We start from the raw sequence: 25,738 nt of genomic DNA, 5'->3' as shown, positions 1-25,738 counted from the left end.
ACTTACCGTTTTATTGATATTGAGTTTGGCTCTATTGTTACGTAAGACAAAGTCTTAGAGCAAGGAAAAAATGCGTTACTGACTAGATTCTTCATTAAAAATATCGATTATCTGTAACCTATAAAATTAGTATCGTGGTTAATCTTCTGGATAAATTTTTTCTTTAAATTCGCATAAATCTTCGATAATACAAGAGCCACAGCGGGGTTTGCGGGCAATACAAGTATAACGGCCATGCAAAATAAACCAATGGTGGCAATCGACTTTAAACTCTGGCGGTACAACTTTAAGGAGTTTTTCTTCAACTTCAACGACATTCTTGCCTGGGGCAAAATTAGTGCGGTTACAGACACGAAAAATGTGCGTGTCAACAGCGATAGTCGGCCAACCAAATGCGGTATTAAGAACCACATTTGCCGTCTTGCGACCGACACCCGGCAAAGCCTCTAAGGCCTCTCGGTTTTCAGGAACTTGGCTGTTGTGTTTTTCAATTAAAATTTGGCAGGTTTTATAGACACTTTCAGCCTTGGTATTAAATAAGCCAATGGTTTTAATGTATTCTTTTATCCCATCAACACCGAGCGCCATAATAGTTTCAGGCGTATTAGCAACTGGGTAGAGCTTTGCTGTCGCCTTATTGACGCTCACATCAGTCGCTTGAGCTGATAATAAAACGGCGATTAACAGCTCAAAGGGGGAGTTAAATTCTAACTCCGTTGTAGGGTGTGGGTTGTTATCCCGTAGACGAGTTAGAATTTCAATGCGTTTTGATTTATTCATTGCTCACAAAATATCACTGTTAAGAAATATGGCTGCCGCAACCTTGCTGTTTTTCATATTCACGTTCTGGTTGGACACCAGATTGTCGTGCGGCTCTTTTTTTCATTTTTTCATCAATTAAATACTTCGCAGCTAAAAGTAGCGCGAGGCCAATAAAGGCACCTGGTGGTAGCATAGCGAGTAAAAATGGCGAATCAAGGTGTAACACTTCAATACGAAGGGAGGTGGCCCAAGAACCGAGTAACAAATCAGCACCATCAAATAAGGTCCCATTCCCTAAAATTTCACGAATTGAACCTAAGACAAGCAAGGTTGCCGTAGCGCCTAAACCCATAGCAAATCCATCAAGGGCGGACAACCCAACAGGATTACGAGAAGCATAGGCTTCTGCGCGCCCAATAACAATACAGTTGGTGACGATGAGTGGGATAAAGATCCCAAGAGATTCATATAAACCAAATGCATATGCGTTGATCAACATTTGTACAGCGCTGACAACGGACGCAATAATCATTACATAAATAGGGATTCGAATTTCCGAAGGAACCCATCTGCGTAAAGCAGAAACGGTAACATTAGTACAAACTAAGACTAATGTTGTCGCTAAACCTAGTCCTAAGGCGTTTGTTGCTGTCGATGAAACAGCAAGAAGAGGGCAAAGCCCCAATAATTGAACTAATGCAGAGTTATTTTTCCACAAACCTTGCATTAATAAGTCTTTAGATGAATCGCTCATTATTCGTCCCCACAGAGTGGATAATTCGATAATTGTTGTGGAATTTGTTGCATAAATACCGCTGTACGTTTAGTCGCATTGACGACCGCTCTAGGTGTAATTGTTGCGCCAGTAAACTGATCAAATTCACCTCCATCTTTTTTAACGGCCCATTTAGGGTCATTTTCAGAAGTTATTTTTTTACCACTAAAATAGGTGATCCAATCAGATATTCGTGTCTCAATTTTGTCCCCAAGCCCAGGGGTTTCATGATGTTCTGTTACGCGAGTACCCAGTACGGTGCCGTGAAAATCAGCTCCAACTAATAAATGTATAGCCCCAGAGTAGCCATCTAGTGCGGTTGTTTCTAATGCAGCTGCAACGGGTTCACCATTTTTACGGGCGAGATATAAACGCCTAGGTTGTTTGCTGCCAAGTATGGCCTCATTAGAGACTAAATAACACTCTTTTGCGAGGTCGTTGTCATATAAATCATTTGGTATCACTTGGTCGAGTAGTTTTTTTTGAACAATAGCCGCTTGCTCAGCAATAGTTCCTTTCGTTAACGTGTACACCGTAGCACTAAGCGCAGTCGTACCTGCTGCAAAGATGGCTAACGTTACCCCATGGCGTCTCATCGTGTTCAACATACGGTTATCCTTACTTATGTCCATGACCGTACGCACGAGGCTGCGTATAGTAATCAATTAATGGGACGGTAATATTGGCGAGCAACACGGCAAATGCAACAGCGTCAGGGTAACCACCGTATACACGGATCACCCAAACAAGGAAACCGATAATCACACCAAAAATAATCCGGCCCTTAGGCGTAGTCGATGCAGTGACAGGGTCTGTAGCAATAAAAAATGCCCCTAGCATAGTCGCGCCAGACAACAGATGAACCCATGGTGAGGCATGCTGGCTATCATCAATCAAGTAACTAACAACAGTTAAGACCGCCAATGTGCCTAAGAATGACACCGGAATATGCCAGCTAATAATTCGGCGCTGTAATAAGAACAAACCACCGATTAAATAGCCAATATTTACCCATTGCCAACCAATACCCGCTAAGGAACCTTGTAAAATAGGTTGCTGTAAAACTTCAGAAATAGAGTGAGTCAGTAACCCCGTTTTAAAACTATCAAGCGGGGTTGCTTGGCTCATACCATCAATGCCTGTACGTAATTGCTCGAGGGTAATACCTGTTGGCGTATGACCACTGAAAATAATGGATAGGCTATCAAGTGCTGAAATCGACATATTCTGTAATTCATATGGGGGGAGCCAGTTTGTCATATGAACAGGGAATGATATTAGCAAGACAACATAACCCACCATTGCAGGGTTAAACGGGTTTTGTCCCAAACCGCCATAGCATTGCTTAGCAATTGTTATGGCAAAAAATGTCCCTAATACGATCATCCACCAAGGTGAGAGCGGAGGTAGGCTGATGGCTAATAATAGCGCGGTCACAATGGCGGAATTATCTTTTAGTACAGGAACTACAGGTTGTTGGCGTAAACGAATAGAAACTGCTTCTGTGATAAGGGCAGTTAGCACCGCTAAAATAATTTGGTATAAGGTGCCAACGCCAAAAAAATAAACTTGAGCAACAATACCCGGTATTGCCGCTAAAAGTACCCAAAACATGACTAAACTGGTGCTTTGTTTGTTATGAGTAAATGGCGCGCTAGCAATTTTTAAACGGCGATTTTTCGCATCAATTGGCCTAAATTTCATCTCGTTATCACTTACTCTGTAGTCGTCTGTTCATGTTGTTTTTGTGCTTGCTTAGCTTTTACTCGCGCGATCGCTGCGGCAACGGCAATTTTTCGAGGATCGGTTTCCTCTTCAATGGGTTGTTCAGCTGCTGGGGTGAGCTCCTCTTGTGCAAGTTGTTGCGCTTGTGCGGCTTTTTTGGCTTTCGCACGTGCAATGGCGGCTGCGACAGCGGCTTTGCGTGGGTCAGCCTCTGCATCAGTGACTGCTTCGGCGACTGGCTCAGTTGCTGGTTGCGCTTGCGCCGCTTTTTTGGCTTTTGCACGCGCAATGGCAGCTGCGACAGCGGCTTTGCGTGGGTCAGCCTCTGCATCAGTGACTGCTTCGGCGACTGGCTCATTTGCAGGTTGTGTTTGCGCCGCTTTTTTGGCTTTCGCACGTGCAATGGCGGCTGCAACAGCGGCTTTGCGCGGGTCAACGTCTGCATCAGTGACTGCTTCGGCGACTGGCTCAGTTGCCGGTTGCGCTTGTGCGGCTTTTTTGGCTTTCGCACGTGCAATGGCGGCTGCGACAGCGGCTTTGCGTGGATCAGCCTCTGCATCAGTGACTGCTTCGGCGACTGGCTCAGTTGCTGGTTGCGCTTGCGCCGCTTTTTTGGCTTTCGCACGTGCAATGGCGGCTGCAACAGCGGCTTTGCGCGGATCAGCCTCTGCATCAGCGACTACTTCGGCGACTGGCTCATTTGCTGATTGCGCTTGTGCGGCTTTTTTAGTTTTCGCACGCGCAATGGCGGCTGCGACAGCCGCTTTGCGTGGATCAGCCTCTGCATCAGTGACTGCTTCGGCGACTGACTCAGTTGCCGGTTGCGCTTGTGCGGCTTTTTTGGCTTTCGCACGTGCAATGGCGGCTGCGACAGCATCTTTACGAGGATCACCCGAGGCCGCTGTGTCAACGGGTTTTGTTTGTGCATTAGCCAGTTTTTCAGCTTGTTTTGCACGAGCTTGAGCTTTACGGGCTTCGCGAGCAGCAATCACCGCACTATTGTCTGGCAGTTCACCAGAAATAATCTTAATGGGCTCCGCGGTGGCTGCTTGTTTGGTTTTAACTCGAGCCAAGGCTGCATTAACTGCATCTTTATCCGCGCTATCAACTTGTACCGCGGCTTTTTTATGGCGTTCTTCTCGTGCTTGTTTATCACGTTCCATACGCAACTGTTTTGCTTCAAAACGTAATTTAGCTTCAGCAGCTCGGCGCTCTTCTTGAGCAATTTCACGAATTTCCGCTTTTTCTTGGCGATAATATTGCACTAACGGAATATTACTTGGGCATACATAAGCACATGCACCGCACTCTATGCAGTCAAATAAATTATGTTTTTGCGCTTTTTCGTGTTCATCCCCTTTACTGAACCAATAAAGTTGCTGAGGAAGTAACGCGGCTGGGCAGGCATCGACACATAACCCACAACGAATACACGCTTCTTCTAGTGCTTTAGGTCCCATTTCTTCCATTGTGGGAACCAGTAAACAGTTACAAATTTTTACGACAGGGACATTCAGGTCGGGTAGGGTAAAGCCCATTAAAGGCCCCCCCATAATCACCATTTGTTCTGGCTCTGGATTAAAACCGGATTGCTGTAATAGATGTTTAACTGGGGTCCCTAAACGAGTCCAAAAATTACCCGGTTTGCTGATTGCTTCTCCGGTGACAGTTACCACTCGCTCAATCAATGGCTGGCCATCAACAACCGCGCGTTTAATGGCGACCACAGTACCGACGTTTTGCATCAACACACCAATTTGTGAAGAACGCGCACCAGACGGCACTTCTTTTCCGGTTAAAATTTTTGTCAGCTGTTTAGCACCACCAGATGGATATTTAGTTGGTATAACCCTGATGAATACCTGTTTATCTTGTGGCGTGATCGCATCTTTGAGTGCCTGAATAGCCTCAGGTTTATTATCTTCAATACCAATTAATATTTGGTCGGGGTTCAATAAATGCTGTAAAACACGACAGCCTTCAATGACTTCCTGTGCATGTTCTTGCATTAACCTATCATCAGCTGTGATATAAGGCTCACATTCAGCTGCATTAATGATTAATGTTTTAATCGCATCTTGACCCCCGGCCAATTTTGATGCGGTTGGGAAACCTGCACCACCGAGGCCAGCTATCCCAGCTTGTTCAATTTTTTGCAGTAATTCAGCACGGGTTAGTTGAACGTAATTAGGCTCTGGGGACAAAGTACACCATGTATCTTGGCCATCGGCTGCAATACGCACACACAATTCTTTTAAGCCAGAAGGGTGTGCCGTTACCATAGGTTCAATTGCAGTGATCACCCCTGAAGTTGATGCATGAACAGGTACAGTACGCCCAAGCCCTTTAGTCAATGGCTGGCCTTTTAATACTGAGTCACCAACCTGAACAATGAGTTCTCCCTCAGGGCCCAAATGTTGTTGTAATGGAATAAACAACTCATCGGGCACTGATGCAATACGCATCGGTGTCTGGCTAGATTGTAGCTTCATTTCAGGCGGATGGATCCCACCTTTGAAATCCCCGATATTATCTTTTTTCAACCAATTAAAGAGCTTAAGCATGAGTTTCACCTCTTGCTTTAGTCACAAACTGTTCATTGGGTTCAACACTAATATTTTTTACAGGGATGGTGTTTAAATCCCATTTCCAATTGGCTGTGGTGGTTTTCACAGGAACAAGCTCAATACAATCGGTAGGGCAAGGGGCGACGCATAAGTCACAGCCGGTGCACAAGTCTTCAATCACAGTGTGCATGGCGCGGGTTGCACCCACAATGGCATCAACAGGGCAGGCTTGGATACATTTAGTACAACCAATGCAGTTTTCTTCATCGATAATAGCCACTTTACGGACGGGGTTTTGCGCTGCTTCATCGCCATCAATGGGTTGAGGGTCGACATTAAGCAATTCAGCGATTTTCAGCATGACCTGTTCGCCACCTGGGGCGCATTTGTTGATCATTTCCCCATTATTGGCAACCGCTTCAGCGTAAGGACGGCAACCAGGGTAACTGCATTGACCGCACTGGCTTTGAGGCAATATCGCTTCAACTTGTTCGACAATCGGGTCAGCTTCAACTTTGAAGCGTAATGAGGCATATCCTAACATCAGCCCGAAAATAAGGCCAAAAACGGCTAATATACCGATAGCAATCCATACAGACATCATTAGAATTTCACCAAACCACTAAAGCCCATAAACGCGAGAGACATCAAGCCAGCGGTAATTAAGCCAATTGACGAGCCCTTAAATGGGGCGGGAACATTGGCAACAGCTAAACGTTCGCGAATAGCGGCAAATAACACCATCACTAATGAGAAACCCACAGCAGCGCCAAAACCGTATACGGCAGACTGCATAAAAGTATGAGACATATTAATATTTAATAAGGCAACACCAAGAACTGCACAGTTGGTGGTAATTAAAGGCAGAAAAATACCGAGTAAACGGTAGAGCGTTGGGCTCGTTTTCCTGACCACCATTTCAGTGAACTGTACAACGACAGCAATCGCTAAAATAAAACTTAGCGTCCGCAAATAGATGAGGTCAAGAGGAATGAGGATAAGTGTGTCAATCAACCAAGAACTGATTGACGCTAATGTCATAACAAACGTCGTTGCTAAGCCCATCCCAATGGCCGGTTCGAGTTTTTTTGAGACGCCCATAAAAGGGCATAAGCCAAGGAATTTAACGAGGACGAAGTTGTTAACCAACACTGTTCCAACAAAGAGTAATAAATAATCAGTCATGCTATTGCCTGAAATGAAAAAAGAACAAAAACTGACCGTAGCCAGTTAAACTATCATTATGATATCAAGCAATTTATATGATGCTTATCGATCTTGTGTGAAAGTCATTTTTACACGTTGGGAACGTTTGAAATAAGGGACAAAGAAACCCGCGCCAATTAGAGGCCATGCCAGGACTTGCAAAGCGGTTTCATCGTCAATAGGTGAAAATGCAAAGGTTTTTATACCCAATAATAATAAAATAAGCAGCCAAATAATAAAACGGCGAGGGAAATGTTTTGAACGAGAAAACATTAATTGCAGCACATGGATACTGAAAATTGTCATCCCAATAGCAATAGCGAATGACAAATACCAAGCGACTGGAATAAAACGTGTCCAATGGTCAACAGTCGTGACAATTTCATAAAATTTAATGCAATACATAACCGTCATACTGCAAACAGCTAAAAAGGTTAACAACAAATAGATTGCTGGAACTAATAGCCAGCCAGTGATGCGGTTAGCGTCATAAACTGAAGTCATAATTAATAAAACCCATTTTGGCAAAATCGCTGGACAATTTACAATCCTATCATAGATTTATTTGCCATTTCATTCCTTCTGATGGTACTTTTTATCTCCACTTGTGTTTATCGTTGTATGAGGTCTAAATGTCTAAACCAATTAAAGTCGCGATCATCGGATATGGCTATGCAAGCAAAACATTTCATGCACCTTTCCTTGGTATATTAGAAGGGTATGATTTAACAACGATTTCTAGCAGTGACCCCAATAAGGTTAAGGCTGATTGGCCAAATATTCATGTTGCTGCATCTCCAGAAGCTGTTTTTGCGGATAAAGATATCGAATTAGTTGTCATTCCTACACCTAATGATACTCACTTCCCCCTTGCACAAGCGGCATTGGCAGCTGGAAAACATGTGGTTGTTGATAAACCCTTTACGTTAGATGTCTCACAAGCTGAACAATTAAAACAACAAGCGGAGCAAGCTGGAAAATTACTGTCGGTTTATCATAACCGTCGATGGGATTCAGGTTTTTTAACTGTTAAAAAAATCTTAGAAGAAGGTAAGCTAGGGGATATTAAATACTATGAATCCCATTTTGACCGTTACCGGCCGATAGTTAGACAGCGTTGGCGTGAAGCCGATATACCCGGAGCCGGTATTTGGTACGACTTAGGACCACATTTGTTAGACCAAGTCTTGCAATATTTTGGTCGGCCAGAAGGGATCAACGTTGATCTTGCCATGATCCGCCCTAATGCACAGGCAGTGGATTACTTTCATGCTGTTTTGCAGTATGCCGATAAAAAAGTGGTATTGCATGCAACAACATTAGCCGCTGCACCAACGCCGATATATGTTATTCACGGAATGAATGGTAGCTATGTTAAATATGGGTTAGATACCCAAGAAGATTGCTTAAAGAGCGGCCAACGGCCAGAAGGGGCTGATTGGGGAATTGATACCAACATGGGTAATGTGACGCTGTCACAAGGTGATGAGCTTATAACACAACCGTGGCCAAACCAACGGGGTAATTATGGCGGTTATTATCAAGGGATATATGATGCGATTCGCCATGGTAAACCAAACCCAGTCACTCCGAGCGAAGCAATAGATATTATGAAGCTGATTGAAGCAGGTATACGTTCGGCAAAAGAAAAACGGACAATTGAAGCAATCTTTTAATGTCTAAATACTCACTATAAGGCCAGTTAATATAACTGGCTTTTATTATGGATAATCGAATGAATTTGCTAGCTAAATTGAGAATAGACCCATTTTTACTTATCATGATTGGCGTTGTCATTCTAGCCAGTCTTTTTCCTTGTGAAGGCGATATAAAAACGGCGTTTCAATATTTAACGACGGCTGCAATTGCATTATTGTTCTTTATGCATGGGGCTAAATTATCTCGTGAATCAATCATGGCGGGGATAGGGCACTGGCGCCTACATCTCTTGGTTTTTGCGAGTACATTCATTGTATTTCCTATCGTAGGCCTAGGGCTTGCCGTGATTGTTCCGAAATGGATGTCACCCACTGTATATATGGGCTTTTTATACCTATGTGCTTTACCTGCAACTGTACAGTCAGCCATTGCATTCACATCGGTAGCGGGGGGAAATATTGCTGCAGCTATTTGTAGTGCATCAGCATCGAGTATTCTTGGTGTTTTTCTTTCACCAATCTTAGTGGGCTTATTGATGGATGCTGATGGCAGCCAAGCCATGGATACGCTTAATGCGATAGGCTCCATTCTGATGCAATTGATGCTGCCATTTATTGTGGGGCATTTATCTCGGCCGCTGATCGCCAATTGGATAAACCGTAATCGCAAATTAGTTAATATGACTGACCGGTCTTCAATATTGTTAGTGGTTTATGTGGCATTCAGTGAAGCGGTGGTAGAGGGGATTTGGCAGAAAATAGACGCATTTTCACTATTTATGATTGTGGTTGTCACTTGCGTTATCTTATTTATTATTATTGTATTTAATACGTTGGCTGCACGGTTGTTAGGTTTTAGCAAAGAAGATGAAATTACCATTGTGTTTTGTGGTTCGAAAAAGAGTTTAGCTAATGGAGTTCCAATGGCGAACGTGTTGTTTCCTGCTGCGACAGTGGGGGTTATTTTATTGCCATTGATGATTTTCCACCAAATACAACTGATGGTCAGTGCTGTACTTGCTCAGCGCTATGCCAAGCGGTTATCGACGAAATAAGTATCTAAGGTCGAGGGGGATTTTCCCCTCGTATTCTGAGAGTTATTTATTGGCCACGCTCTTTTAGTTACAACATACTAAAGAGGTTGATAATCCTTAAATTAACTACTGTGTCTATACATGAGATTCAGTAAGCTCAATAGTCGCAAGAGAGCTGTGTGTGTAGAAATATAAAATGTAGGATATAGAAAGTCATTTGAAAATTTAAAAGGGCGCTTCATACAAGTGCCCTTAATAGATTTGAATTAACGCGTTGCGGCTTTCTGTGAAAGTGCTTTTTTCTCGCTATCGGATAAAAATGCCATACTCAGACCATTACGTTGCGCTTGTTCTATCTCTGCAGCAGTTAAACCGGCTTGTGGGGCAGCCACTTCATATTCATGGCGCAACTCAATTCCTTGAACTGCCGGGTCATCTGTATTAATTGAGGCCACTACACCTTGTTGTAAAAAGGTTTTTAATGGGTGTTGTGCAAGGGAAGGTACCGTACTCGTTTGAATATTCGAGGTTAAACAGCTTTCCATACCTATTTGGTGCTTTACTAAATACTCAATTAAAGCAGGGTCTTCTATTGCCTTAACGCCATGACCAATGCGTTGTGCACCTAATACATTGATAGCATGCCAAATACTGTTCGCTCCAGCTGCTTCACCTGCGTGCACCGTAATATTTAATCCAGTATCCCTAGCCTTAATAAAATGTGCCTCAAATAGTTCCCCAGGGAAGCCGAGCTCATCTCCAGCTAAATCTAAGGCACATAAATGGTTCCGATGTGCTAATAAACCTTGTAGTTCAGTGGTACAGGCTTGTTGGCCAAAAGTACGGCTCAAAATACCAATTAAATTAATTTTAATATCGAATTGTTGGCATCCAGCACGCACGCCATCAATAATAGCTTCAACGACACCTTCTACAGGTAGCTGGTGTTTCATGGCCATATAGTATGGAGAGAAACGTAGCTCTGCGTAATCGATACCTGCATTAAAGGCATCTTCAACATTTTCATACGCCACACGGCGACAGGCATCTAAATCTGCTAAAACAGCAACCCCCCAATCGAGTTTTGCTAAGAAACCCACTAAGTCAGCTTCTTGCCCTATAATTTGAACATGAGGGCGCAATGCTTCAATCTCTGTCGCAGGTAATTGAATATGGTGTTGCTCCGCTAAGGAGAGAATTGTTTCTGGACGGATATTGCCATCGAGGTGGCGGTGTAAATCGGTTAAAGGTAAATGTGTATTAATCACGGAATGATCCTTTATCTATTTTCTATCCTTATTTTGACTTTTATTTCATTAAAGGCAATCTTGAATCACGAAAAATGTGAAACGAAATCAATTATTACATTTATATTGTGATTTGAATCACGTTAATTTCATGATGTAATAAAAAAGCCAGCTAATATTAACTGGCTTTCGTCACTAGATGGTATTGAGTAAATTAGTTAGCTGGTGCTTCTTGTGGAGCTAACTCAGGCTCAACTTCCATTTCTGGTGCTGGCTCTGCGTCTGGAGCAGGTACAGCTTCATATTCTAATGCATCTTCTGGGCTAGACATCATTTTCATCTTAGTGAGGAACTCAGCTAAGGTATATTTGTCATTATTGAATGTCAGGTCATTACCTGCAAATTTGATAGTCATAGTTAAATCATTTTCACTATCAATCATCCATGGTGATTTTTTCTGCTTAGCTTTTTCAGCACGTTCTTCATCAGTCATAAACATTTCTTCAAATGGCGAAGAGAACATATCTGAAGTCAGCATTTGCTGAACACCTTCAAACTCAGAGGTGATCATGCCTTTCATTTCTTTTTTAGCTTCTGCATCAACGGGTACACCTTGATCTAAAATCATGGCTTGAGTCATTGATTCGATCATCATTGGTTTATTCAGTTTTAAATTGAAATCAAAAGACGTAATGAGTTGTTTAATAGCTTCATCAACTTTGTTAGACATTGCTAACGCAGTCATTTCATCTTGGTTCCATTTATTGAATGTAATATTTAAGTCAACTGAGCTTTGGCCCGCTTCATTTTTCCAGTAGAAAGGGCTAACCGTAAATACAGGCTTGCTTTTCATTAGCTCAGGCAATGTTGTAGACATCATCTCCATCGCTAAACGCTCTGTTGCTTCAGTAGGATCTCCGCTAGCTAAACCTTGCGCTAGAGCTTCGTTATATTGCTCAACGAATTTACCTAACGCTTTAGCATCTAATTTCTCAATAGCAACAGTCAGTTCACCCGAACCCAAATTCTGTTCTAATGCTTTTAGGTCATTGATACTATATGAAATATTCCCTTTTGCATCTTCGCCGGTAATAGACGTGTCACTGGAAATCTTGAAATCTTTAAAAGAGAATTTCGTTTCAGGAATATTGAAATCTGTGTCTGCAATAACAAATGACTGGGTACCTGTATAGAAGCCATATTGTGATTTTTCAACATTAGAGACTAATTTCAAGCCTTTTAATGTCATAGATTCAGAATTATCTTTTTTACCAATAACTAAATTATCCGTCACTAAAGTAGCATCAACAGCAGCAAGGTCCGCAGTTGTTGAAACATCAAACTTAGAACCACTGAATGATAATGAAACATCATCTTTCTGATATTCAACAGGGATCAGCTCTAAACTGGTATCAATACTTTTGCTATAGCCAATAACAGCGGAACCATGAACAAAAGGTTTGCCTTTAGTCGCTTCAAACAACTCTTTTGTTGTTGCGTTGTTAGCTAATTCAATTTGTGTCGCTGCTAATTTAGGTAATAAATTAAACTTAGCAACTTGTGATAATGGGAATGGACCATGATCAATATTCGTTTTGAATACAATAGAGTCGTCTGGTGATACTGAGTCCGCAGAGGTGATTACAATATCTGCTGTAGATGAAAATACGCCTTTTTCATAATTTTCTACTTTAAAGTTCAAACCTGACTCAGGCACATTTACAGCAAAAAAATCGTTGGTTTTGAGGATTACTCGATCAAGTTCATCTTTTACTTTAGAACCTGTATACCATGAAGCTCCGGTCCACACGGCACCAAGAGCAACAATAACACCAACCGCGACTAATGACTTTTTCATTATAAACATCCATCCTTTCAGTACGTTATTGCCGTACTTATAAATTTATAAAAGTTTTAAATAACCATCTTCATACATTGAAGACGGTTAAATACAGAATATGACACTATTTGTTAAATACTCGGGCTAGTTTACCACTGCCATTAATGGTTATGCTTTTCTCATAAGCCGGTAAAAAAACAGATTCACCTGAATTAATACATATTTCATCATTACCTGAATGCAAAACTAACTGGCCGTCAATACAGAACAAAATCGAGGCGCTATTGTTAGATAGTGCAACTTCCGAGTGGTCTATAGAATATATATTAAATGCGAAATCTTCTACTGGAATATTATATTTCCAGATATTTCCAGATTTTTCGGGGGTGTTCAATAAATCCTTTGCAAACGTAGGCTTAAAGTCAATATTCGCAATCAACTCTGGAATATCTATATGCTTATTTGTTAACCCTGCACGCAGTACATTATCTGAATTTGCCATAACCTCTAACCCGACACCTTCTAGATAAGCATGTGGCGTTCTAGCATATAAAAACATCGCTTCACCAGGTTCTAGTTCAACGATATTAAGAAGAAGAGGGGTAAATAACCCGTTATCTTCAGGATACAAGCTAACCATTTGCTTTATTGAGTTCCATGGTTCACCTTGTCGGCTGTTCAATGCAGCTTTCAATACACCAAGCGCTAAATCTTTTTGTTCACCCGTTAGGTTAAGAATTTGTGCAAATAAACGTGATAGTTTTTCTTCAGTGGGGTCCTGAACAAATAACTGAATATCAGGATGGGCAGCAGAAACAAAATCCAGAAGCTGAGCGATTTCATTGAGTGGGCGAAAGGCATTCATCGCTTTAAAAGGTGTTAATGCGAAGATCAATTCAGGTTTGTGGTTATCATCCTTATAATTACGTATTGGGGAATCTAAAGGGATCCCTGCTGAATTTTCTTTGGCGAAACCAACTTCAGCATAAGTTTTGTTTGGATGCACCTGAACAGACAACGGTTGAGCTGCACATAGCACTTTGAATAAATAAGGTAAACGATGATACGTCTGTGCAACATGTTGACCTAAATAAGCTTCAGGATCGCTATCAATTAAGACATTAAGTGGAATACTTTGATTTTTTTCCGTATCGAGAACTTCCGAGCTTGCTTTTGGATGAGCCCCCATCCAAAGTTCAGCCATTGGTAAGTTATCGGGGTTTGAAATCCCATATAACTTAGTCAGGGCCGTTTTACTGCCCCAGTCATAGTTTTGGACTTTATTTATCATTTTCAGCATAGCAAAATTCTCTTTTTCATAAAAATCAACTGATTTCATTTCCACTACAATACAATAAGCACGACCAAGTCTCATAAATGAAATCCAATTTGTGGCATTATACTGCTCGGTTATTTGCTTACCTGCAAGCAGATGATTCTAAAATCAATTATTCTGTGTATGTACCTAAGGAGATAGTAATGGCAGCCACTCGCATTGAAAAAGACTCAATGGGACCTATTGAAGTACCTGCTGACCACTTGTGGGGCGCGCAAACGCAGCGTTCTTTAGAACATTTCCGTATATCTGTAGAAAAAATGCCTGTTGCGTTAATTCACGCACTCGCTATCACAAAAAAAGCCGCTGCTAGTGTCAATATGGATCTTGGATTATTAGCCAAAGAGCGCGGTGATGCAATCATTGCTGCCGCTGACGAAGTCTTAGCGGGCAAACATCCAACGGAATTTCCTCTCGCTATTTGGCAAACAGGTTCTGGTACGCAAAGTAACATGAACATGAACGAGGTTTTAGCTAACCGTGGTAGCGAAATTCTCGGTGGCCAACGTGGTAATGATCGCCTTATTCACCCTAATGATGATGTGAATAAAAGTCAAAGTTCAAATGATGTTTTCCCAACGGCAATGCACGTTGCTGCGGTCGTCGCAATCCGCGAGCATCTTCTTCCTGAACTGAAAACATTGCATCAAACATTAGACGCAAAAGCGAAAGAATTTAAAGATATTGTTAAAATCGGTCGTACCCATTTACAAGATGCAACTCCGCTGACGCTTGGCCAAGAAATTTCAGGTTGGGCTGCAATGTTAGCGAATAGTGAAAAACACATTGAAAATTCAGTCCCTCATGTGTGTGAATTAGCGTTAGGTGGTACTGCAGTGGGGACCGGTTTAAATACGCATCCAGAGTATGCTGTACGTGTTGCGAAAAAAATCGCAGAATTAACCGGCCAGCCATTCATTACAGCGCCGAACAAATTTGAAGCATTAGCAACCTGCGATAGCCTTGTACACGCACACGGTGCTTTAAAAGGTTTAGCTGCTTCTCTAATGAAAATTGCGAATGATGTTAGGTGGTTAGCATCTGGTCCTCGTTGTGGTATTGGTGAAATCTCTATCCCAGAAAATGAGCCAGGCAGTTCAATTATGCCAGGTAAAGTTAACCCAACACAGTGTGAAGCACTGACAATGTTATGTGCTCAAGTGATGGGTAACGATGTTGCTGTGAACATTGGTGGGGCATCAGGTAATTTTGAGCTGAATGTATTCCGCCCAATGTTAATTGATAACTTCCTGCAATCTGTTCGCTTGTTAGCGGATGGTATGCGTAGCTTTAATGAGCACTGTGCGATTGGAATTGAACCAAATCGTGAGCGCATTGAAAAATTACTTCATGAATCATTAATGTTAGTAACGGCTTTAAATACCCATATTGGGTACGATAAAGCGGCAGAAATTGCTAAAAAAGCGCATAAAGAAGGGCTGACATTGAAAGAATCTGCATTGAAACTAAACTATTTAACGGAAGAACAGTTCAATGATTGGGTTCGCCCAGAAGATATGGTTGGCAGCATGAAATCTTAAGCTAGCTAAATTAGCGACATATAACACCCATACTGTTTTACAGATGGGTGTTTTTTTAGCGTTCAATATACAAATTTAATCGCGGAATTAATAATTCAACCTGTTTTGCTTTTGGTCGATTACGAAGAGCAATCTGTCCTGCATGGTAATCGGGCAGTTCTCCGACTTTAATTTCTGATACTGTTTTTTCGAGCGCAAAAACAAATAAAGGCGTCGCACAAGCAAACTGGGTTTGTTTCTGTTGTTCTTTATCCCACACACGAGCGATTGGCTGAACTTTGACAGGCCGTTGAGTTTTTAAAACCGCATTGTAAGGTAGGGAGTCAATTAAGCGAATTTCATTTTCCAATTGTAAGCGCCAGTGCTCTTTTGGTAAATGAAGAGGGCAGCGGCCACTTTCTAAGCTTGCTTGTAAGCGGTCTAGCATTGCTTCTTTTGTGACTTTATTGATAACTTTTTTATTTGCCCAGCCAAAATTAATCGTATCGACATCAACTAATGAGGTGAGGGTGCGATAGGTATTTAATGTCAGCAGTCCATGCAAACTGTCACGGATAAATTCGAATCGATGAGGTTCATTCACTTGTGTAACGATTGCCTTTATATGCATCTTTAACTCATTGATCTTCAATATTAACGAATTAAAGTCACGGTAGGTCTGCAAATCAGTTTGTATACATATAGCGCCAGGTAAGCGGATAGCGGCTTTATTGCTAATTTCTTCAGGTTTATTCTGTAAAAATAGCAAGTTAATTAACTTTACTGTTTCGTTTATTGCATCATGACTCACGAGTGTTTGTACTGAAATTTGTTCTATTTCATTGTTTTCCTCGCCTTTAATAACAGAAGGTAACTGAAAAACATGGGCGGTAAATGGAACCTGTTTTGATTGCTCCAATAGTAAGAGGCTGAATTGGTTTATTTGTGACTCCAATTCATTAAACGTATCAATTAAGTCTTGTTTTGGTGTCATTTAGTTACAACATTCAATGGTGTGATAAACTATATCTATCATTAACTCTTGCGCTTAGCAATAATAAATTAAAGCTAACAAGGACAAATGGGGTAGTTTAGCACTTATCCTTCTCTGATATACGATGTCTTTTTACACTAATTTATTTGTGTATCAATGACTTGATAAAACGCATTTACCGTATCATCTATCGTCCAAATGGCTAAAATGACATGATAACCTTTTTGGCTTTTCGGCAATACGCAATGGTGCTCCACTATCTCTTTTGGGAATTCTATTCGTTCAAATTGACAAAATGGCGTTAGCGTAAATTGATCGCGAGATAATAGGGCATTTGGCTGCCAGTCTGGCTTAGTTATGAAGTATTCCCATTTTGTCGTTTTATGTCTCGCGGTAATACGCCACTTAAATTTAACATTAGGTGAATTTAAAATAACTCGCTTCCAGCGGTTGTCGGTTTGAGTATCTAAAGGGGAAAATGCAGCAATACCGGCACTGGCAATTTTGCCATCAGCGGGACCGTATTGGGGGAAGCCTTTTTGGCCTTCAATCGATTGAGGCTCGTATTGCACAGGCCCGCAGTGAGTATTTAGACCTTGTTTACAATAATATGAACGACTTTCAGGAGATTCGACATAGCCATGGGACCAAACCAAAAAACTACAACAAAAAAATAACGGTGCTAATAAAAATGATTTCATTGGGTTTCCTCGTTATTAATAGACATTTTTATCATCCACTAATAACGAGAAGGTGTGGTAGTTTAAGCTTTATTAGTTCCTAATCTATTGGTTATAACAAATAGATTTCAAACGATAAGCAATGATAATACCGATAAATAATATTCCAGCGATGAATAGAGCGACTCCATTCCAGCCGAAGTGTTGCCAAAATAAGCCACCCACTGTACCTGCAATACTGGACCCTGCGTAATAACTAAATAAATACAAGGAAGATGCTTGTCCACGCGCTCGTTTAGCTCTACGTCCCACCCAGCTACTTGCTACAGAGTGCGCTGCAAAAAAGCCCGTTGTCAGCATGGTCATTCCAAGCAGAATTAAATAAACATTTGAATGTAATGTGACTAAAATACCAACTAACATCATGGTAATAGACGCTATGAGTACTTGTCCAAGTCCATATTTGTGAATTAGGCTTCCTGTTTTAGTTGCACTGTAAGTTCCTGTTAAATAAATGACAGATAATAACCCAACTGTAGATTGAGAAAACGAATAAGGGGCTTCAAGTAAACGATACCCGATGTAGTTATACATGGTGACAAAGCCACCCATCAAAACAAAGCCTTCAATAAACAGAAAAGGCAAGCCTTTATCTCTAAAGTGTAGATGCAAATTAACCCATAGATTTTTAGGTTTTAAAGAACTCGCACGAAAATGTTGAGAAGGGGGCAGTAATCGCCAAAAACCAATAGCGGCAACCAAGGCTAATGAACCTAGAATGATAACAGCAACACGCCATGAATAAAAATCAGCAATCACGCCCGTTACCAAACGGCCGCTCATTCCGCCCAGTGAGTTACCACTAATATACAAGCCCATGGATAGAGCAACATAGCTTGGATGGATCTCTTCGCTTAAATAGGTCATTGCAACCGCAGCAACACCACTTAACGATAAACCAACTAATGCTCTCGCAATTAAGATCCCTTGCCAGCTCTGCATCACGGAACTAAGTAACGTAAATAATGCAGCACAGGTCAATGCAATCACCATCACATTTTTTCGACCTATTGCATCTGAAATTGGCCCGGTAATCAATAAACCTAATGCCATTAATCCAGTACTTAGTGATAATGATAAGCTTGCCGTTGCAGGAGAAATATTAAAATCCTCTGACAACATAGGCAAAATTGGCTGCACAAAATACAGTAATGCGAATGTGGCAAAACCCACCGTAAAAAAAGATAAAGTCACACGTAAATACAGCGCATCATCTCTTTGTATGTAATGTTTTTTTGGTGTGGTATTTCCCTGTTGGGGTGTCCTTATTCCTTCATTAGGTTGCTCAGATGTAAGGCTATTCTGTGAGTGTTCCATGTATTTTCCTTGTCATACCAACACGTTTGATTTCGATCAAAGAATAGAAACTTTATAGTTTTTTGTCTAATATATTAATTATTAATAATGATATTTTAAACATATCAATGATATTGAGAAAACGATGAGTATAGAACTTAGGCACTTGCGATACTTTATTGCTGTCGCTGAAGAACTCCATTTTGGCAGGGCTGCTGAACGTTTACATATTTCACAGCCCCCATTAAGCCAGCAAATACAAATACTTGAAGAGAAAATTAATGCAAAATTGTTAGAAAGGAATAACCGAAATGTTGCCTTAACACCTGCAGGTACGATGTTTTTAAAAGAGGCATATCAAATTTTAGCGCAAGTCGATGCGGCTGCGACAAAAGCGGCTCGCATGGAAAAAGGCGAACTTGGGGAGTTGTCCATTGGATTTACGTCAACTACGCCGTTTATGCACAAGGTCACAATGAGTTTACGGCAATATCGGGAAACATACCCTGAAGTGTCTATTCATATGCACCAAATGAATACGAAACAACAGATAGCGCCCTTAATTACGGGACGAATTGATTTCGGCATTATGAGAAATACGGTGTTACCAGAACAATTGGATTACCAGCTATTATTTAAAGAACCATTTATGGTCGCTGTCTATGAAGGACACCCATTATTAGAATTTATTGATGTTGGTGTCGATATTCAACAGCTTGCTGATTACCCCTTTATTTTCTTTGAACGTGATGTCGGTACTGCGTTATATGATGAAATAAACCAATTGTTAACATCTGCGGGAGTAGTACCGACCATTTCTCAAGAAGCAGGGGAAGCAATGACTATCTTGGGATTAGTTGCCGCAGGTATGGGGATCTCAGTGATTACAGAATCATTCACACGTATGAAAATTGATGGTGTGAAATACTTAAAACTCACAAATATTAATGCTTCATCTGAAGTCTGGTTAGTCTACAATACGCGTAGAGCATTACCTGCTGTCGCCAAAAAATTAACAAATCTTTTGATGGCCAATATTGTTGGTCAACAAAAGTGAGTAAGCTCACACTTTCAATGCAAACGAAATCATTCATACACAGATTAAGGCATAATAACTCATTGCTTTATAAAGGAATTGAATTATTACCATGGTGAATCAAACAGGCCATATTGACCAAATAAAACAATTAAATACGGGGATTGTATATCGTATCATTGATCAACATGGTCCAATTTCGCGTATTGCCTTGTCAAAACAAGCACAACTTGCGCCTGCAAGTATCACTAAAATTACACGCGAGCTTATGGATGCCCACTTAATCAAAGAATTAGAGTTTCCCGTACTCGGTTTACGTGGACGTCCAGCGATAGGGTTAGTGATTGAAAGTGAAGGGTGGCAATTTCTAGCGATCCGTATTGAAGAGCAGAAACTTACTATTTCCCTGAAAGAAATTAATGCGGTTACCTTAGCGCAAACAGAATATCCATTTACACCGCTAGGGAATAGCGAATTTATGGATTCACTTTCTGAATTAATTAGTCAATTTTTTGCTAATCATCAAAACATATTAGAAAGAGTCACCGCCATTAGCATTCTTATTGATGGTATTTTAGATCCCCATACCGGTGTTATTTATCAGCATCCTTCTTTTAAAATCCATCAATTGGCCATTGCAGAGCACCTTACCAAGCAAACGGGTTTACCCACCTATTTACATCCGCCAGTGGATGCGTTGGCGTTAATGGACCACTTTTCTCATCAGGAGAAAAGAAAAGCAAAAAACATCATTTACATACAGCTACAAGATGTTGTTAATATTATGGTGTTAAACCATGGAATAGCCTTAGATACGAATACCCGTCGACCTATTTTGTTTGGCCATACCCAATGTGAGACAGACCAACATAGCTTTTGCTATTGCGGTAACAACGACTGTTTAGAAACCCAAACATCCATTCCTGCAATATTGCGGCAAGCTAATAATTTCCTAATAAACTACCCTGATTCTTTTTTGCATCAGCACGGTATTTCAATTGAAAAAATTTGCACTGGAGCAACCTTAAACGACAGATTTTGTGTTTACCTTATTAATCAAGTTGCCCAGCAATTAGCTAAACCATTAGCACTGATGGTGAATTTATTTGGTAGTGAGTTAATTTTAGTCAATTCACCTTTGAATCAAGGTTCTGAGCTGTTTTTAAAATGTTTACATGACCATATAAATAAATACGCAGTTCCTCTGTATTTATCAAATTTATCGATAGAAAAATCTCTATTTACAGTAAAAGAGAGTGAAACATCATTAATACAGAGAGCATTATATGATGGTTCACTGCTACTACAACTATTACAAGGTTAAAACAATTCGATAATATTTATACTATCGTACACAAAATTGAGCTAACGCAAACTTCTCACTTACCCATTCCAATAAACTGAATCCATATCATTTTTGCAGCTTATTGCTGTATAAGTCTGTCACTTCAGGATAGAAAAAGACCATGATCAATCTATTTGTTACCGGGACAGATACAGATGTCGGGAAGACAGTATCGACGCTTGCCATCTTGCAAGCACTAAATAACCAAGGAATTAAAGCCGTGGGCTACAAGCCTATTGCAGATCAATGCATTGATACCCCTGAAGGAATCAGAAATAAAGATGCATTACTCATCCACAGTGTGTCTCAAGACCTTGTTTCTTATGATGAAGTTAACCCTGTGCGTATTACAGACAATTACAGCCATGAAAATAGTATTGATTTTAATAAAATAAAGCATGGCCTGGACCATTTACATCATCAATGTGACATGGTTGTTATCGAAGGTAATGGGGGATGGCGCTATCTACTTGATGATAATACTTTTTATGCGGACTGGTTAAAAGGTCAGCCTGTCGGTGTGATCTTAGTCGTCGGCATTCAACATGGTTGTGTTAATCACGCATTACTAACAGCGGATGCAATTCGAGCTGATGGTCTACCATTAATCGGTTGGGTGGCAAACCGCATCAATCCAGGATTGGCGCACTACGCACAAATCATTGAACGGTTACAACACCATATTAAAGCTCCATTAATTGGGGAGATCCCGTATTTATTAAGGCCAGAAGAAAAAGAGTTAGGTCATTACCTTAATACAGATAAGCTGCAAGAACTTATTGCTATTCCTAACTAATTGAGTTTTAAATCAAGAAATAGGGCGCCATCATGAGTAGCGCCCTGTTTTTTTACTTATAATTTATAATTAATGACGGGTATAAATGATTTTATAAGAATCATTTTGGCAGTGACCAACAACTTGGCCTTTAGACGCATCGACTTCATCATTAGGCACTGCAACCAAACTAAAGTTATCTGCAGGAACACCATTATTGATAATCTTTTGTTTGATTTCCTCAATCACGCTTTCACATGAAGCCTGCGCCAAAGCTGGCGCTAGCGCTAGTGCGAATAAGGGTAATAATAATTTCTTTTTCATATTCTCTCCTTGATCAACAGCTCCATAAAACAACCTACTATAAGGTTATGGATTACTAATTGGACGGCCATTACTTACATCAAGGCAACGTTTAGTGCTCGGTTCCCAGTAAGCATTCAGATTGAGACTTTTCTCGCATTTATCTTTTGCATCAAAAGCCTGATCTATTTTATCAAACTCTTTTTCGGTACGAGTATTAACCTTCTTGCGCAACATACGGGTATCATCCCATTGTTCCTTTTCTTGACGAGCTTGCTCTTTATTAAGAGAGTCATCACCTTGACCTACTGAAACACACGTACTGCCTGCAGTACATGATGTCGTTGATTGTGCAGCGGAAGATGATGTAGCCCAAAGTAAAGGGAGACAGAAACATATTGCCGTTAAGCCAGTTTTCAACATTTTATGTGAACTCATGTAAATTCCTTACTGAATAGGACCGATAATCTCAGTATAGCTAAAAGTACGTTAGTACGTCTTATAGAATAGTACTAAAAATTAAAGTTGTTTATATACGGTTAAACCCGCAAAAGTTTGGCAAACAGGCATCAATTCTAATGTATTTACATTCATGTGAGCCGGTAGAGTGGCAACCCAATAGACTGTTTCTGCAATATCTTCAGGGGTCAGAGCATCTGCGCCCTGATAAGTGCTAGCTGCTTTGTCGTCATCCCCTTTAAAGCGAATATTTGAAAACTCTGTTCCACCAACGAGGCCCGGCTCGACATCGGTAACTCGAATTTTTTTTCCTTGTAAATCAGCACGTAAGCCAAGTGAAAACTGTTTTACAAAGGCCTTGGTTGCACCATAAACATTACCGCCTTTGTAAGGCCAGCTCGCCGCAGTCGAACCAATATTAATAATATGACCGTGATTATTCGCCACCATACCTTGCAATACCTCGTAGGTCATATTAACTAAACCTTTGGTATTTGTATTAATCATCACATCCCAATCGTCAGGATTGGCATCAAATGCCGGTTCTAAGCCTAAGGCCAAACCGGCATTATTCACTAAAACATCAATATTTTTGAGGTGCGCAGGTAAATTTGCAATAGCATCTTGGATGGCTGTTCTATCTTGGATATCCAATGTTAACGGGTAAAATTTATCACCTAACTCTTGATGGAGAGCCTCTAAACGCTCGGTTCTACGTCCTGTTCCAATAACGGTGTAATTATGTTTGATAAATCTACGGGCAATTGATTCACCAAAACCGGAAGAAGCACCTGTTACTAAAATAATCATGGAAACCTCATAGTTATAATTGTCGTATCAGTGTGGGGTTATTCTAACGCCATCGAAAAAGAACTACAAAAATTGTTACAACCCTAATATCTGTTTATCTTTTGGATAGCTCAACGTATAACTAAATGAAATTTGCTTTTCTTCGTTCGGCTCTAAGGCAATATCCCATGTTATTTCACCCGTGCTTTTATTGGTGACCGCATTTTTATCCTCTATGGCAGACACTTTTATATCGCTATCCTCACTCACTGGGATCTGGTCATAAACAGTTAATTCAATGGGTTTCATATGTGTGTTTTTTACTTTGACCAAGTAACTTTCTGTTTGTTGAATAGTCGACCCTATAAAACTCGGTTTTTTCTTTATTTTTTCATTTGGTTCACGAGAAATTTGAATACTCTTATCAACGCCAAAAGGGACCCTCAATGTGTCAACCAATTGATTCGCATTGATCATAAAATTGCCTATATAAGTGTTCCCATAATAAATATTAGCGTTTCCATTCAATAGATTAAGTGATTGCCAATTGTCAATATCCGCTTGTAAGAATACTTCCTCAGTCAATTTTGGCGTGGCGGTATATTTGTATTTCACATCAAGTGCTTGTTGTTTGATGGTGAGCGTATTCGGCTTGATAGCACTTTTTAATGAATAAGGCAGGGCGATTTGATAATTTAAATTGATACCGTTGCTAGATGTTGTGACAAAGTCTGAAATACCTGAATTGATTGTTTGTTTCTTCTCACTGACGCTACTTTCTTCATACATTGCCATTGGCGCTGCAGGCATTTTCATTCGAACCTGACGCGCTATTTGAGCGTTATTATCATAAACGGACAAGCGCCAAGGCTGTAAAACAGAAGGCGTGATATTTTTAGACGGATTAATCGTTGAAAGTGTTAAGTTAACTTTATCCCAATCAATGCCTGTATTTTGTACTATGTCCGCTTTGTACGTTAAAACAAGAGGGGATTGCGAATTCAGACTACGGATATCGTAACTTGGAGACCAAGCCGCATCGGGTGTTAAATAAGAAATTTGCAACTCTGTTGTCAGCGGTTTTTGTGCATCAATAGACAAGACAATTTGAGTTTGCTTGCCAATTGAAGAGGGCATATTTTCATCAATTTTCGCCTGCAACAACACAGACTTTTCTTCTAACTCAACTAGTTCCAGCTGATGTTTTTGTTGCTCTTGTAAAATATTAGACATCTGCTGACGAATAAAATTTAATTTCTGGGCTGATTCTTCGAGTGTTTGCGCTGTATTTTCCCCAAAAAAGCGGTGATCTTTCAATAAACTTAATTGTTCTTCACCCACATTAATTGCAATATTCAATGTTTCTATCTGCTGACTTAGTTGTTTTTTCTGTTCCAAAAGTTCAACAATCGCCATTGGATAATTAGCTTCTGTTGCTATATTTTGGATATTAATAGAACGAATAACCACATCATCCTGTTCAAGATTAATCGATAGCGTACGTGGGTCAATATTACTTGCAATATTGGTGAGGATGACCGAGTTCGCCCCTTTATTAAGTGACAGCGTCACGGTATTATCTAATTCGGCGCCACGTAAGAATACAGTTGCATGGCTAATTTCGACAGGTTGATTTAATAGGGTTTCAGCAAAAACATAATGAGAATGAAATAGTGAAGCAACCAGCAGGCCACTTGCTAATCGAACCGGTATCGTCATCGTTGAGCTCCAAGAACCAGTTATTGGTATAAAATTGAGTTAAGTGCATGGTATTGCATTTTTATATCTGTTGATAACAGATAAAGCTTAAAGTCACTTTTAAAAATTTTTCAAAGAAAATCAAATGCCAATTCGCCGATACAATGGGGGCTTATTAAGTTCCACGAAACCGCGCTTGCGCCACTGATTGACAAGATTTTAATTGTTCGATCTAATAGCAACTCAATAGTTTAATAGTCGAAGACGAAAGGATCTTTCCGCGATAATGTATAGGGAATAAATTAATGAAGGCTGTTTAGATTAGTGAGAAATCATTTTTGAAAATGGCTAAGATTATCTGGATTGATTATAACAATGCGCGTTTAAGCAATAATAAACTTCTTGGCGTTGGATTACCTGAAACACGTTTTCATGGACAAGGAATCAAAAACCCACACATACAATTACATGAAGTAACAAGACTCATGAATGACTATGACGAGGCTCAAAAGAACCAACACGGATTAACCAATCAGATCGCTGGATTTCTTCATTTCACACTTAGATTCGCATAATGCATATTATGTTAAATAGAGTATAGACGCCAATATCACTACCATATGAATTAATTCC

25 protein-coding genes are annotated in these 25,738 nt (G+C 40.4%); 7 read left to right on the top strand and 18 right to left on the bottom strand.

Going from position 1 to position 25,738, the window contains the following annotated elements:
- Positions 1-138: 138 nt before the first annotated feature.
- The 8 genes from nth to M1E86_RS09810 all read right to left on the bottom strand — a co-directional run bounded on the left by nth (position 139) and on the right by M1E86_RS09810 (position 7,539).
- The gene (nth, locus tag M1E86_RS09845) at positions 139-780 is read right to left on the bottom strand and encodes an endonuclease III (RefSeq protein WP_125893171.1); all 642 of its coding nucleotides are present in this window, start codon (positions 778-780) and stop codon (positions 139-141) included.
- A gap of 19 nt (positions 781-799) precedes the next feature.
- A complete protein-coding gene (locus M1E86_RS09840; protein ID WP_125893173.1) occupies positions 800-1,516 on the bottom strand; it encodes an electron transport complex subunit E in 717 nt (238 codons plus the stop codon).
- Positions 1,516-2,145 (bottom strand): electron transport complex subunit RsxG, encoded by a 630-nt coding sequence (rsxG, locus tag M1E86_RS09835; RefSeq protein WP_125893175.1) that lies wholly within the window; start codon positions 2,143-2,145, stop codon positions 1,516-1,518. The genes M1E86_RS09840 and rsxG overlap by 1 nt, the downstream gene beginning before the upstream one ends.
- 10 nt (positions 2,146-2,155) lie before the next feature.
- The gene (gene rsxD / locus M1E86_RS09830; protein WP_125893177.1) at positions 2,156-3,241 is read right to left on the bottom strand and encodes an electron transport complex subunit RsxD; all 1,086 of its coding nucleotides are present in this window, start codon (positions 3,239-3,241) and stop codon (positions 2,156-2,158) included.
- A gap of 11 nt (positions 3,242-3,252) precedes the next feature.
- Complete coding sequence (gene rsxC, locus M1E86_RS09825; RefSeq protein ID WP_426099075.1) at positions 3,253-5,826, bottom strand: electron transport complex subunit RsxC; 2,574 nt, start codon at positions 5,824-5,826, stop codon at positions 3,253-3,255.
- Complete coding sequence (gene rsxB / locus M1E86_RS09820; RefSeq protein WP_213912696.1) at positions 5,819-6,433, bottom strand: electron transport complex subunit RsxB; 615 nt, start codon at positions 6,431-6,433, stop codon at positions 5,819-5,821. Before rsxB ends, rsxC begins: the two co-directional genes overlap by 8 nt.
- A complete protein-coding gene (gene rsxA, locus M1E86_RS09815) occupies positions 6,433-7,014 on the bottom strand; it encodes an electron transport complex subunit RsxA (RefSeq protein ID WP_004910983.1) in 582 nt (193 codons plus the stop codon). The genes rsxB and rsxA overlap by 1 nt, the downstream gene beginning before the upstream one ends.
- A gap of 84 nt (positions 7,015-7,098) precedes the next feature.
- Positions 7,099-7,539, bottom strand: a complete 441-nt coding sequence (locus M1E86_RS09810) for a DUF2569 domain-containing protein (RefSeq protein WP_125893183.1) — start codon at positions 7,537-7,539, stop codon at positions 7,099-7,101.
- Positions 7,540-7,667: 128 nt separating this feature from the next.
- Here M1E86_RS09810 and M1E86_RS09805 point away from each other — a divergent pair, with 128 nt between their 5' ends.
- Together M1E86_RS09805 and M1E86_RS09800 are read left to right on the top strand one after the other, a co-directional pair.
- Entirely contained in the window at positions 7,668-8,711 is a 1,044-nt protein-coding gene (locus tag M1E86_RS09805) for an oxidoreductase (RefSeq protein WP_213912697.1), read from the top strand.
- 59 nt (positions 8,712-8,770) lie between these two features.
- On the top strand, positions 8,771-9,748 hold the full coding sequence (locus M1E86_RS09800; protein ID WP_213912698.1) for a bile acid:sodium symporter family protein: 978 nt from the start codon (positions 8,771-8,773) through the stop codon (positions 9,746-9,748).
- 245 nt (positions 9,749-9,993) lie between these two features.
- Here M1E86_RS09800 and add read toward each other — a convergent pair whose 3' ends face one another.
- From add to manA, 3 genes are all read right to left on the bottom strand, one after another.
- On the bottom strand, positions 9,994-10,995 hold the full coding sequence (gene add / locus M1E86_RS09795) for an adenosine deaminase (RefSeq protein ID WP_213912699.1): 1,002 nt from the start codon (positions 10,993-10,995) through the stop codon (positions 9,994-9,996).
- Positions 10,996-11,188: 193 nt separating this feature from the next.
- The gene (locus M1E86_RS09790; RefSeq protein WP_213912700.1) at positions 11,189-12,832 is read right to left on the bottom strand and encodes a YdgA family protein; all 1,644 of its coding nucleotides are present in this window, start codon (positions 12,830-12,832) and stop codon (positions 11,189-11,191) included.
- Between the two features lie 106 nt (positions 12,833-12,938).
- The gene (gene manA, locus M1E86_RS09785) at positions 12,939-14,114 is read right to left on the bottom strand and encodes a mannose-6-phosphate isomerase (protein ID WP_213912840.1); all 1,176 of its coding nucleotides are present in this window, start codon (positions 14,112-14,114) and stop codon (positions 12,939-12,941) included.
- Positions 14,115-14,293: 179 nt separating this feature from the next.
- On the opposite strand from manA, the gene fumC reads away from it, so the two are divergent.
- Positions 14,294-15,691 carry a class II fumarate hydratase gene (gene fumC / locus M1E86_RS09780; RefSeq protein ID WP_125893193.1) on the top strand — a complete coding sequence of 466 codons (1,398 nt, stop codon included), beginning with the start codon at positions 14,294-14,296 and terminating at the stop codon, positions 15,689-15,691.
- 55 nt (positions 15,692-15,746) lie between these two features.
- On the opposite strand, the gene tus is transcribed toward fumC, so the two are convergent.
- From tus to M1E86_RS09765, 3 genes are all read right to left on the bottom strand, one after another.
- Positions 15,747-16,664, bottom strand: a complete 918-nt coding sequence (tus, locus tag M1E86_RS09775) for a DNA replication terminus site-binding protein (protein ID WP_213912701.1) — start codon at positions 16,662-16,664, stop codon at positions 15,747-15,749.
- 137 nt (positions 16,665-16,801) lie between these two features.
- Complete coding sequence (locus tag M1E86_RS09770) at positions 16,802-17,365, bottom strand: lytic polysaccharide monooxygenase (RefSeq protein WP_213912702.1); 564 nt, start codon at positions 17,363-17,365, stop codon at positions 16,802-16,804.
- Positions 17,366-17,449: 84 nt separating this feature from the next.
- Positions 17,450-18,721 carry an MFS transporter gene (locus tag M1E86_RS09765; RefSeq protein WP_213912703.1) on the bottom strand — a complete coding sequence of 424 codons (1,272 nt, stop codon included), beginning with the start codon at positions 18,719-18,721 and terminating at the stop codon, positions 17,450-17,452.
- Positions 18,722-18,845: 124 nt separating this feature from the next.
- Here M1E86_RS09765 and M1E86_RS09760 point away from each other — a divergent pair, with 124 nt between their 5' ends.
- From M1E86_RS09760 to bioD, 3 genes are all read left to right on the top strand, one after another.
- Positions 18,846-19,757: a LysR family transcriptional regulator gene (locus M1E86_RS09760; protein ID WP_125893201.1), complete on the top strand. Its 912-nt coding sequence runs from the start codon at positions 18,846-18,848 to the stop codon at positions 19,755-19,757.
- Positions 19,758-19,848: 91 nt separating this feature from the next.
- Positions 19,849-21,060, top strand: a complete 1,212-nt coding sequence (locus tag M1E86_RS09755; protein WP_213912704.1) for an ROK family protein — start codon at positions 19,849-19,851, stop codon at positions 21,058-21,060.
- A 142-nt stretch (positions 21,061-21,202) separates the two neighbouring features.
- Positions 21,203-21,877 carry a dethiobiotin synthase gene (gene bioD / locus M1E86_RS09750; protein WP_125893205.1) on the top strand — a complete coding sequence of 225 codons (675 nt, stop codon included), beginning with the start codon at positions 21,203-21,205 and terminating at the stop codon, positions 21,875-21,877.
- Between the two features lie 69 nt (positions 21,878-21,946).
- On the opposite strand, the gene M1E86_RS09745 is transcribed toward bioD, so the two are convergent.
- From M1E86_RS09745 to M1E86_RS09730, 4 genes are all read right to left on the bottom strand, one after another.
- A complete protein-coding gene (locus tag M1E86_RS09745) occupies positions 21,947-22,180 on the bottom strand; it encodes a DUF1161 domain-containing protein (protein WP_125893206.1) in 234 nt (77 codons plus the stop codon).
- Between the two features lie 45 nt (positions 22,181-22,225).
- Entirely contained in the window at positions 22,226-22,597 is a 372-nt protein-coding gene (locus tag M1E86_RS09740; protein ID WP_125893208.1) for a DUF1283 family protein, read from the bottom strand.
- A gap of 81 nt (positions 22,598-22,678) precedes the next feature.
- Entirely contained in the window at positions 22,679-23,428 is a 750-nt protein-coding gene (gene ydfG, locus M1E86_RS09735) for a bifunctional NADP-dependent 3-hydroxy acid dehydrogenase/3-hydroxypropionate dehydrogenase YdfG (protein WP_213912705.1), read from the bottom strand.
- Positions 23,429-23,503: 75 nt separating this feature from the next.
- Positions 23,504-25,126: a mucoidy inhibitor MuiA family protein gene (locus tag M1E86_RS09730; protein WP_213912706.1), complete on the bottom strand. Its 1,623-nt coding sequence runs from the start codon at positions 25,124-25,126 to the stop codon at positions 23,504-23,506.
- Between the two features lie 323 nt (positions 25,127-25,449).
- Here M1E86_RS09730 and M1E86_RS09725 point away from each other — a divergent pair, with 323 nt between their 5' ends.
- Positions 25,450-25,680, top strand: coding sequence for a hypothetical protein (locus M1E86_RS09725; protein WP_319862449.1), 231 nt, complete (start codon positions 25,450-25,452; stop codon positions 25,678-25,680).
- Positions 25,681-25,738 lie beyond the last annotated feature (58 nt).

Source organism: Providencia sp. PROV200 (assembly GCF_049901995.1).
GTDB lineage: Bacteria > Pseudomonadota > Gammaproteobacteria > Enterobacterales > Enterobacteriaceae > Providencia > Providencia rettgeri_E.
This window is presented reverse-complemented; position numbering and strand designations above follow the sequence as displayed.

Excerpts from the sequence above, each read along its gene's own strand:
- nth (WP_125893171.1), bottom strand. The coding sequence starts at position 780 with ATGAATAAATCAAAACGCATTGAAATTCTAACTCGTCTACGGGATAAC.
- M1E86_RS09840 (WP_125893173.1), bottom strand. The coding sequence starts at position 1,516 with ATGAGCGATTCATCTAAAGACTTATTAATGCAAGGTTTGTGGAAAAAT.
- rsxG (WP_125893175.1), bottom strand. The coding sequence starts at position 2,145 with ATGTTGAACACGATGAGACGCCATGGGGTAACGTTAGCCATCTTTGCA.
- rsxD (WP_125893177.1), bottom strand. The coding sequence starts at position 3,241 with ATGAAATTTAGGCCAATTGATGCGAAAAATCGCCGTTTAAAAATTGCT.
- rsxC (WP_426099075.1), bottom strand. The coding sequence starts at position 5,826 with ATGCTTAAGCTCTTTAATTGGTTGAAAAAAGATAATATCGGGGATTTC.
- rsxB (WP_213912696.1), bottom strand. The coding sequence starts at position 6,433 with ATGATGTCTGTATGGATTGCTATCGGTATATTAGCCGTTTTTGGCCTT.
- rsxA (WP_004910983.1), bottom strand. The coding sequence starts at position 7,014 with ATGACTGATTATTTATTACTCTTTGTTGGAACAGTGTTGGTTAACAAC.
- M1E86_RS09810 (WP_125893183.1), bottom strand. The coding sequence starts at position 7,539 with ATGACTTCAGTTTATGACGCTAACCGCATCACTGGCTGGCTATTAGTT.
- M1E86_RS09805 (WP_213912697.1), top strand. The coding sequence starts at position 7,668 with ATGTCTAAACCAATTAAAGTCGCGATCATCGGATATGGCTATGCAAGC.
- M1E86_RS09800 (WP_213912698.1), top strand. The coding sequence starts at position 8,771 with ATGAATTTGCTAGCTAAATTGAGAATAGACCCATTTTTACTTATCATG.
- M1E86_RS09790 (WP_213912700.1), bottom strand. The coding sequence starts at position 12,832 with ATGAAAAAGTCATTAGTCGCGGTTGGTGTTATTGTTGCTCTTGGTGCC.
- manA (WP_213912840.1), bottom strand. The coding sequence starts at position 14,114 with ATGCTGAAAATGATAAATAAAGTCCAAAACTATGACTGGGGCAGTAAA.
- fumC (WP_125893193.1), top strand. The coding sequence starts at position 14,294 with ATGGCAGCCACTCGCATTGAAAAAGACTCAATGGGACCTATTGAAGTA.
- tus (WP_213912701.1), bottom strand. The coding sequence starts at position 16,664 with ATGACACCAAAACAAGACTTAATTGATACGTTTAATGAATTGGAGTCA.
- M1E86_RS09770 (WP_213912702.1), bottom strand. The coding sequence starts at position 17,365 with ATGAAATCATTTTTATTAGCACCGTTATTTTTTTGTTGTAGTTTTTTG.
- M1E86_RS09765 (WP_213912703.1), bottom strand. The coding sequence starts at position 18,721 with ATGGAACACTCACAGAATAGCCTTACATCTGAGCAACCTAATGAAGGA.
- M1E86_RS09760 (WP_125893201.1), top strand. The coding sequence starts at position 18,846 with ATGAGTATAGAACTTAGGCACTTGCGATACTTTATTGCTGTCGCTGAA.
- M1E86_RS09755 (WP_213912704.1), top strand. The coding sequence starts at position 19,849 with ATGGTGAATCAAACAGGCCATATTGACCAAATAAAACAATTAAATACG.
- bioD (WP_125893205.1), top strand. The coding sequence starts at position 21,203 with ATGATCAATCTATTTGTTACCGGGACAGATACAGATGTCGGGAAGACA.
- M1E86_RS09745 (WP_125893206.1), bottom strand. The coding sequence starts at position 22,180 with ATGAAAAAGAAATTATTATTACCCTTATTCGCACTAGCGCTAGCGCCA.
- M1E86_RS09740 (WP_125893208.1), bottom strand. The coding sequence starts at position 22,597 with ATGAGTTCACATAAAATGTTGAAAACTGGCTTAACGGCAATATGTTTC.
- ydfG (WP_213912705.1), bottom strand. The coding sequence starts at position 23,428 with ATGATTATTTTAGTAACAGGTGCTTCTTCCGGTTTTGGTGAATCAATT.
- M1E86_RS09730 (WP_213912706.1), bottom strand. The coding sequence starts at position 25,126 with ATGACGATACCGGTTCGATTAGCAAGTGGCCTGCTGGTTGCTTCACTA.
- M1E86_RS09725 (WP_319862449.1), top strand. The coding sequence starts at position 25,450 with ATGGCTAAGATTATCTGGATTGATTATAACAATGCGCGTTTAAGCAAT.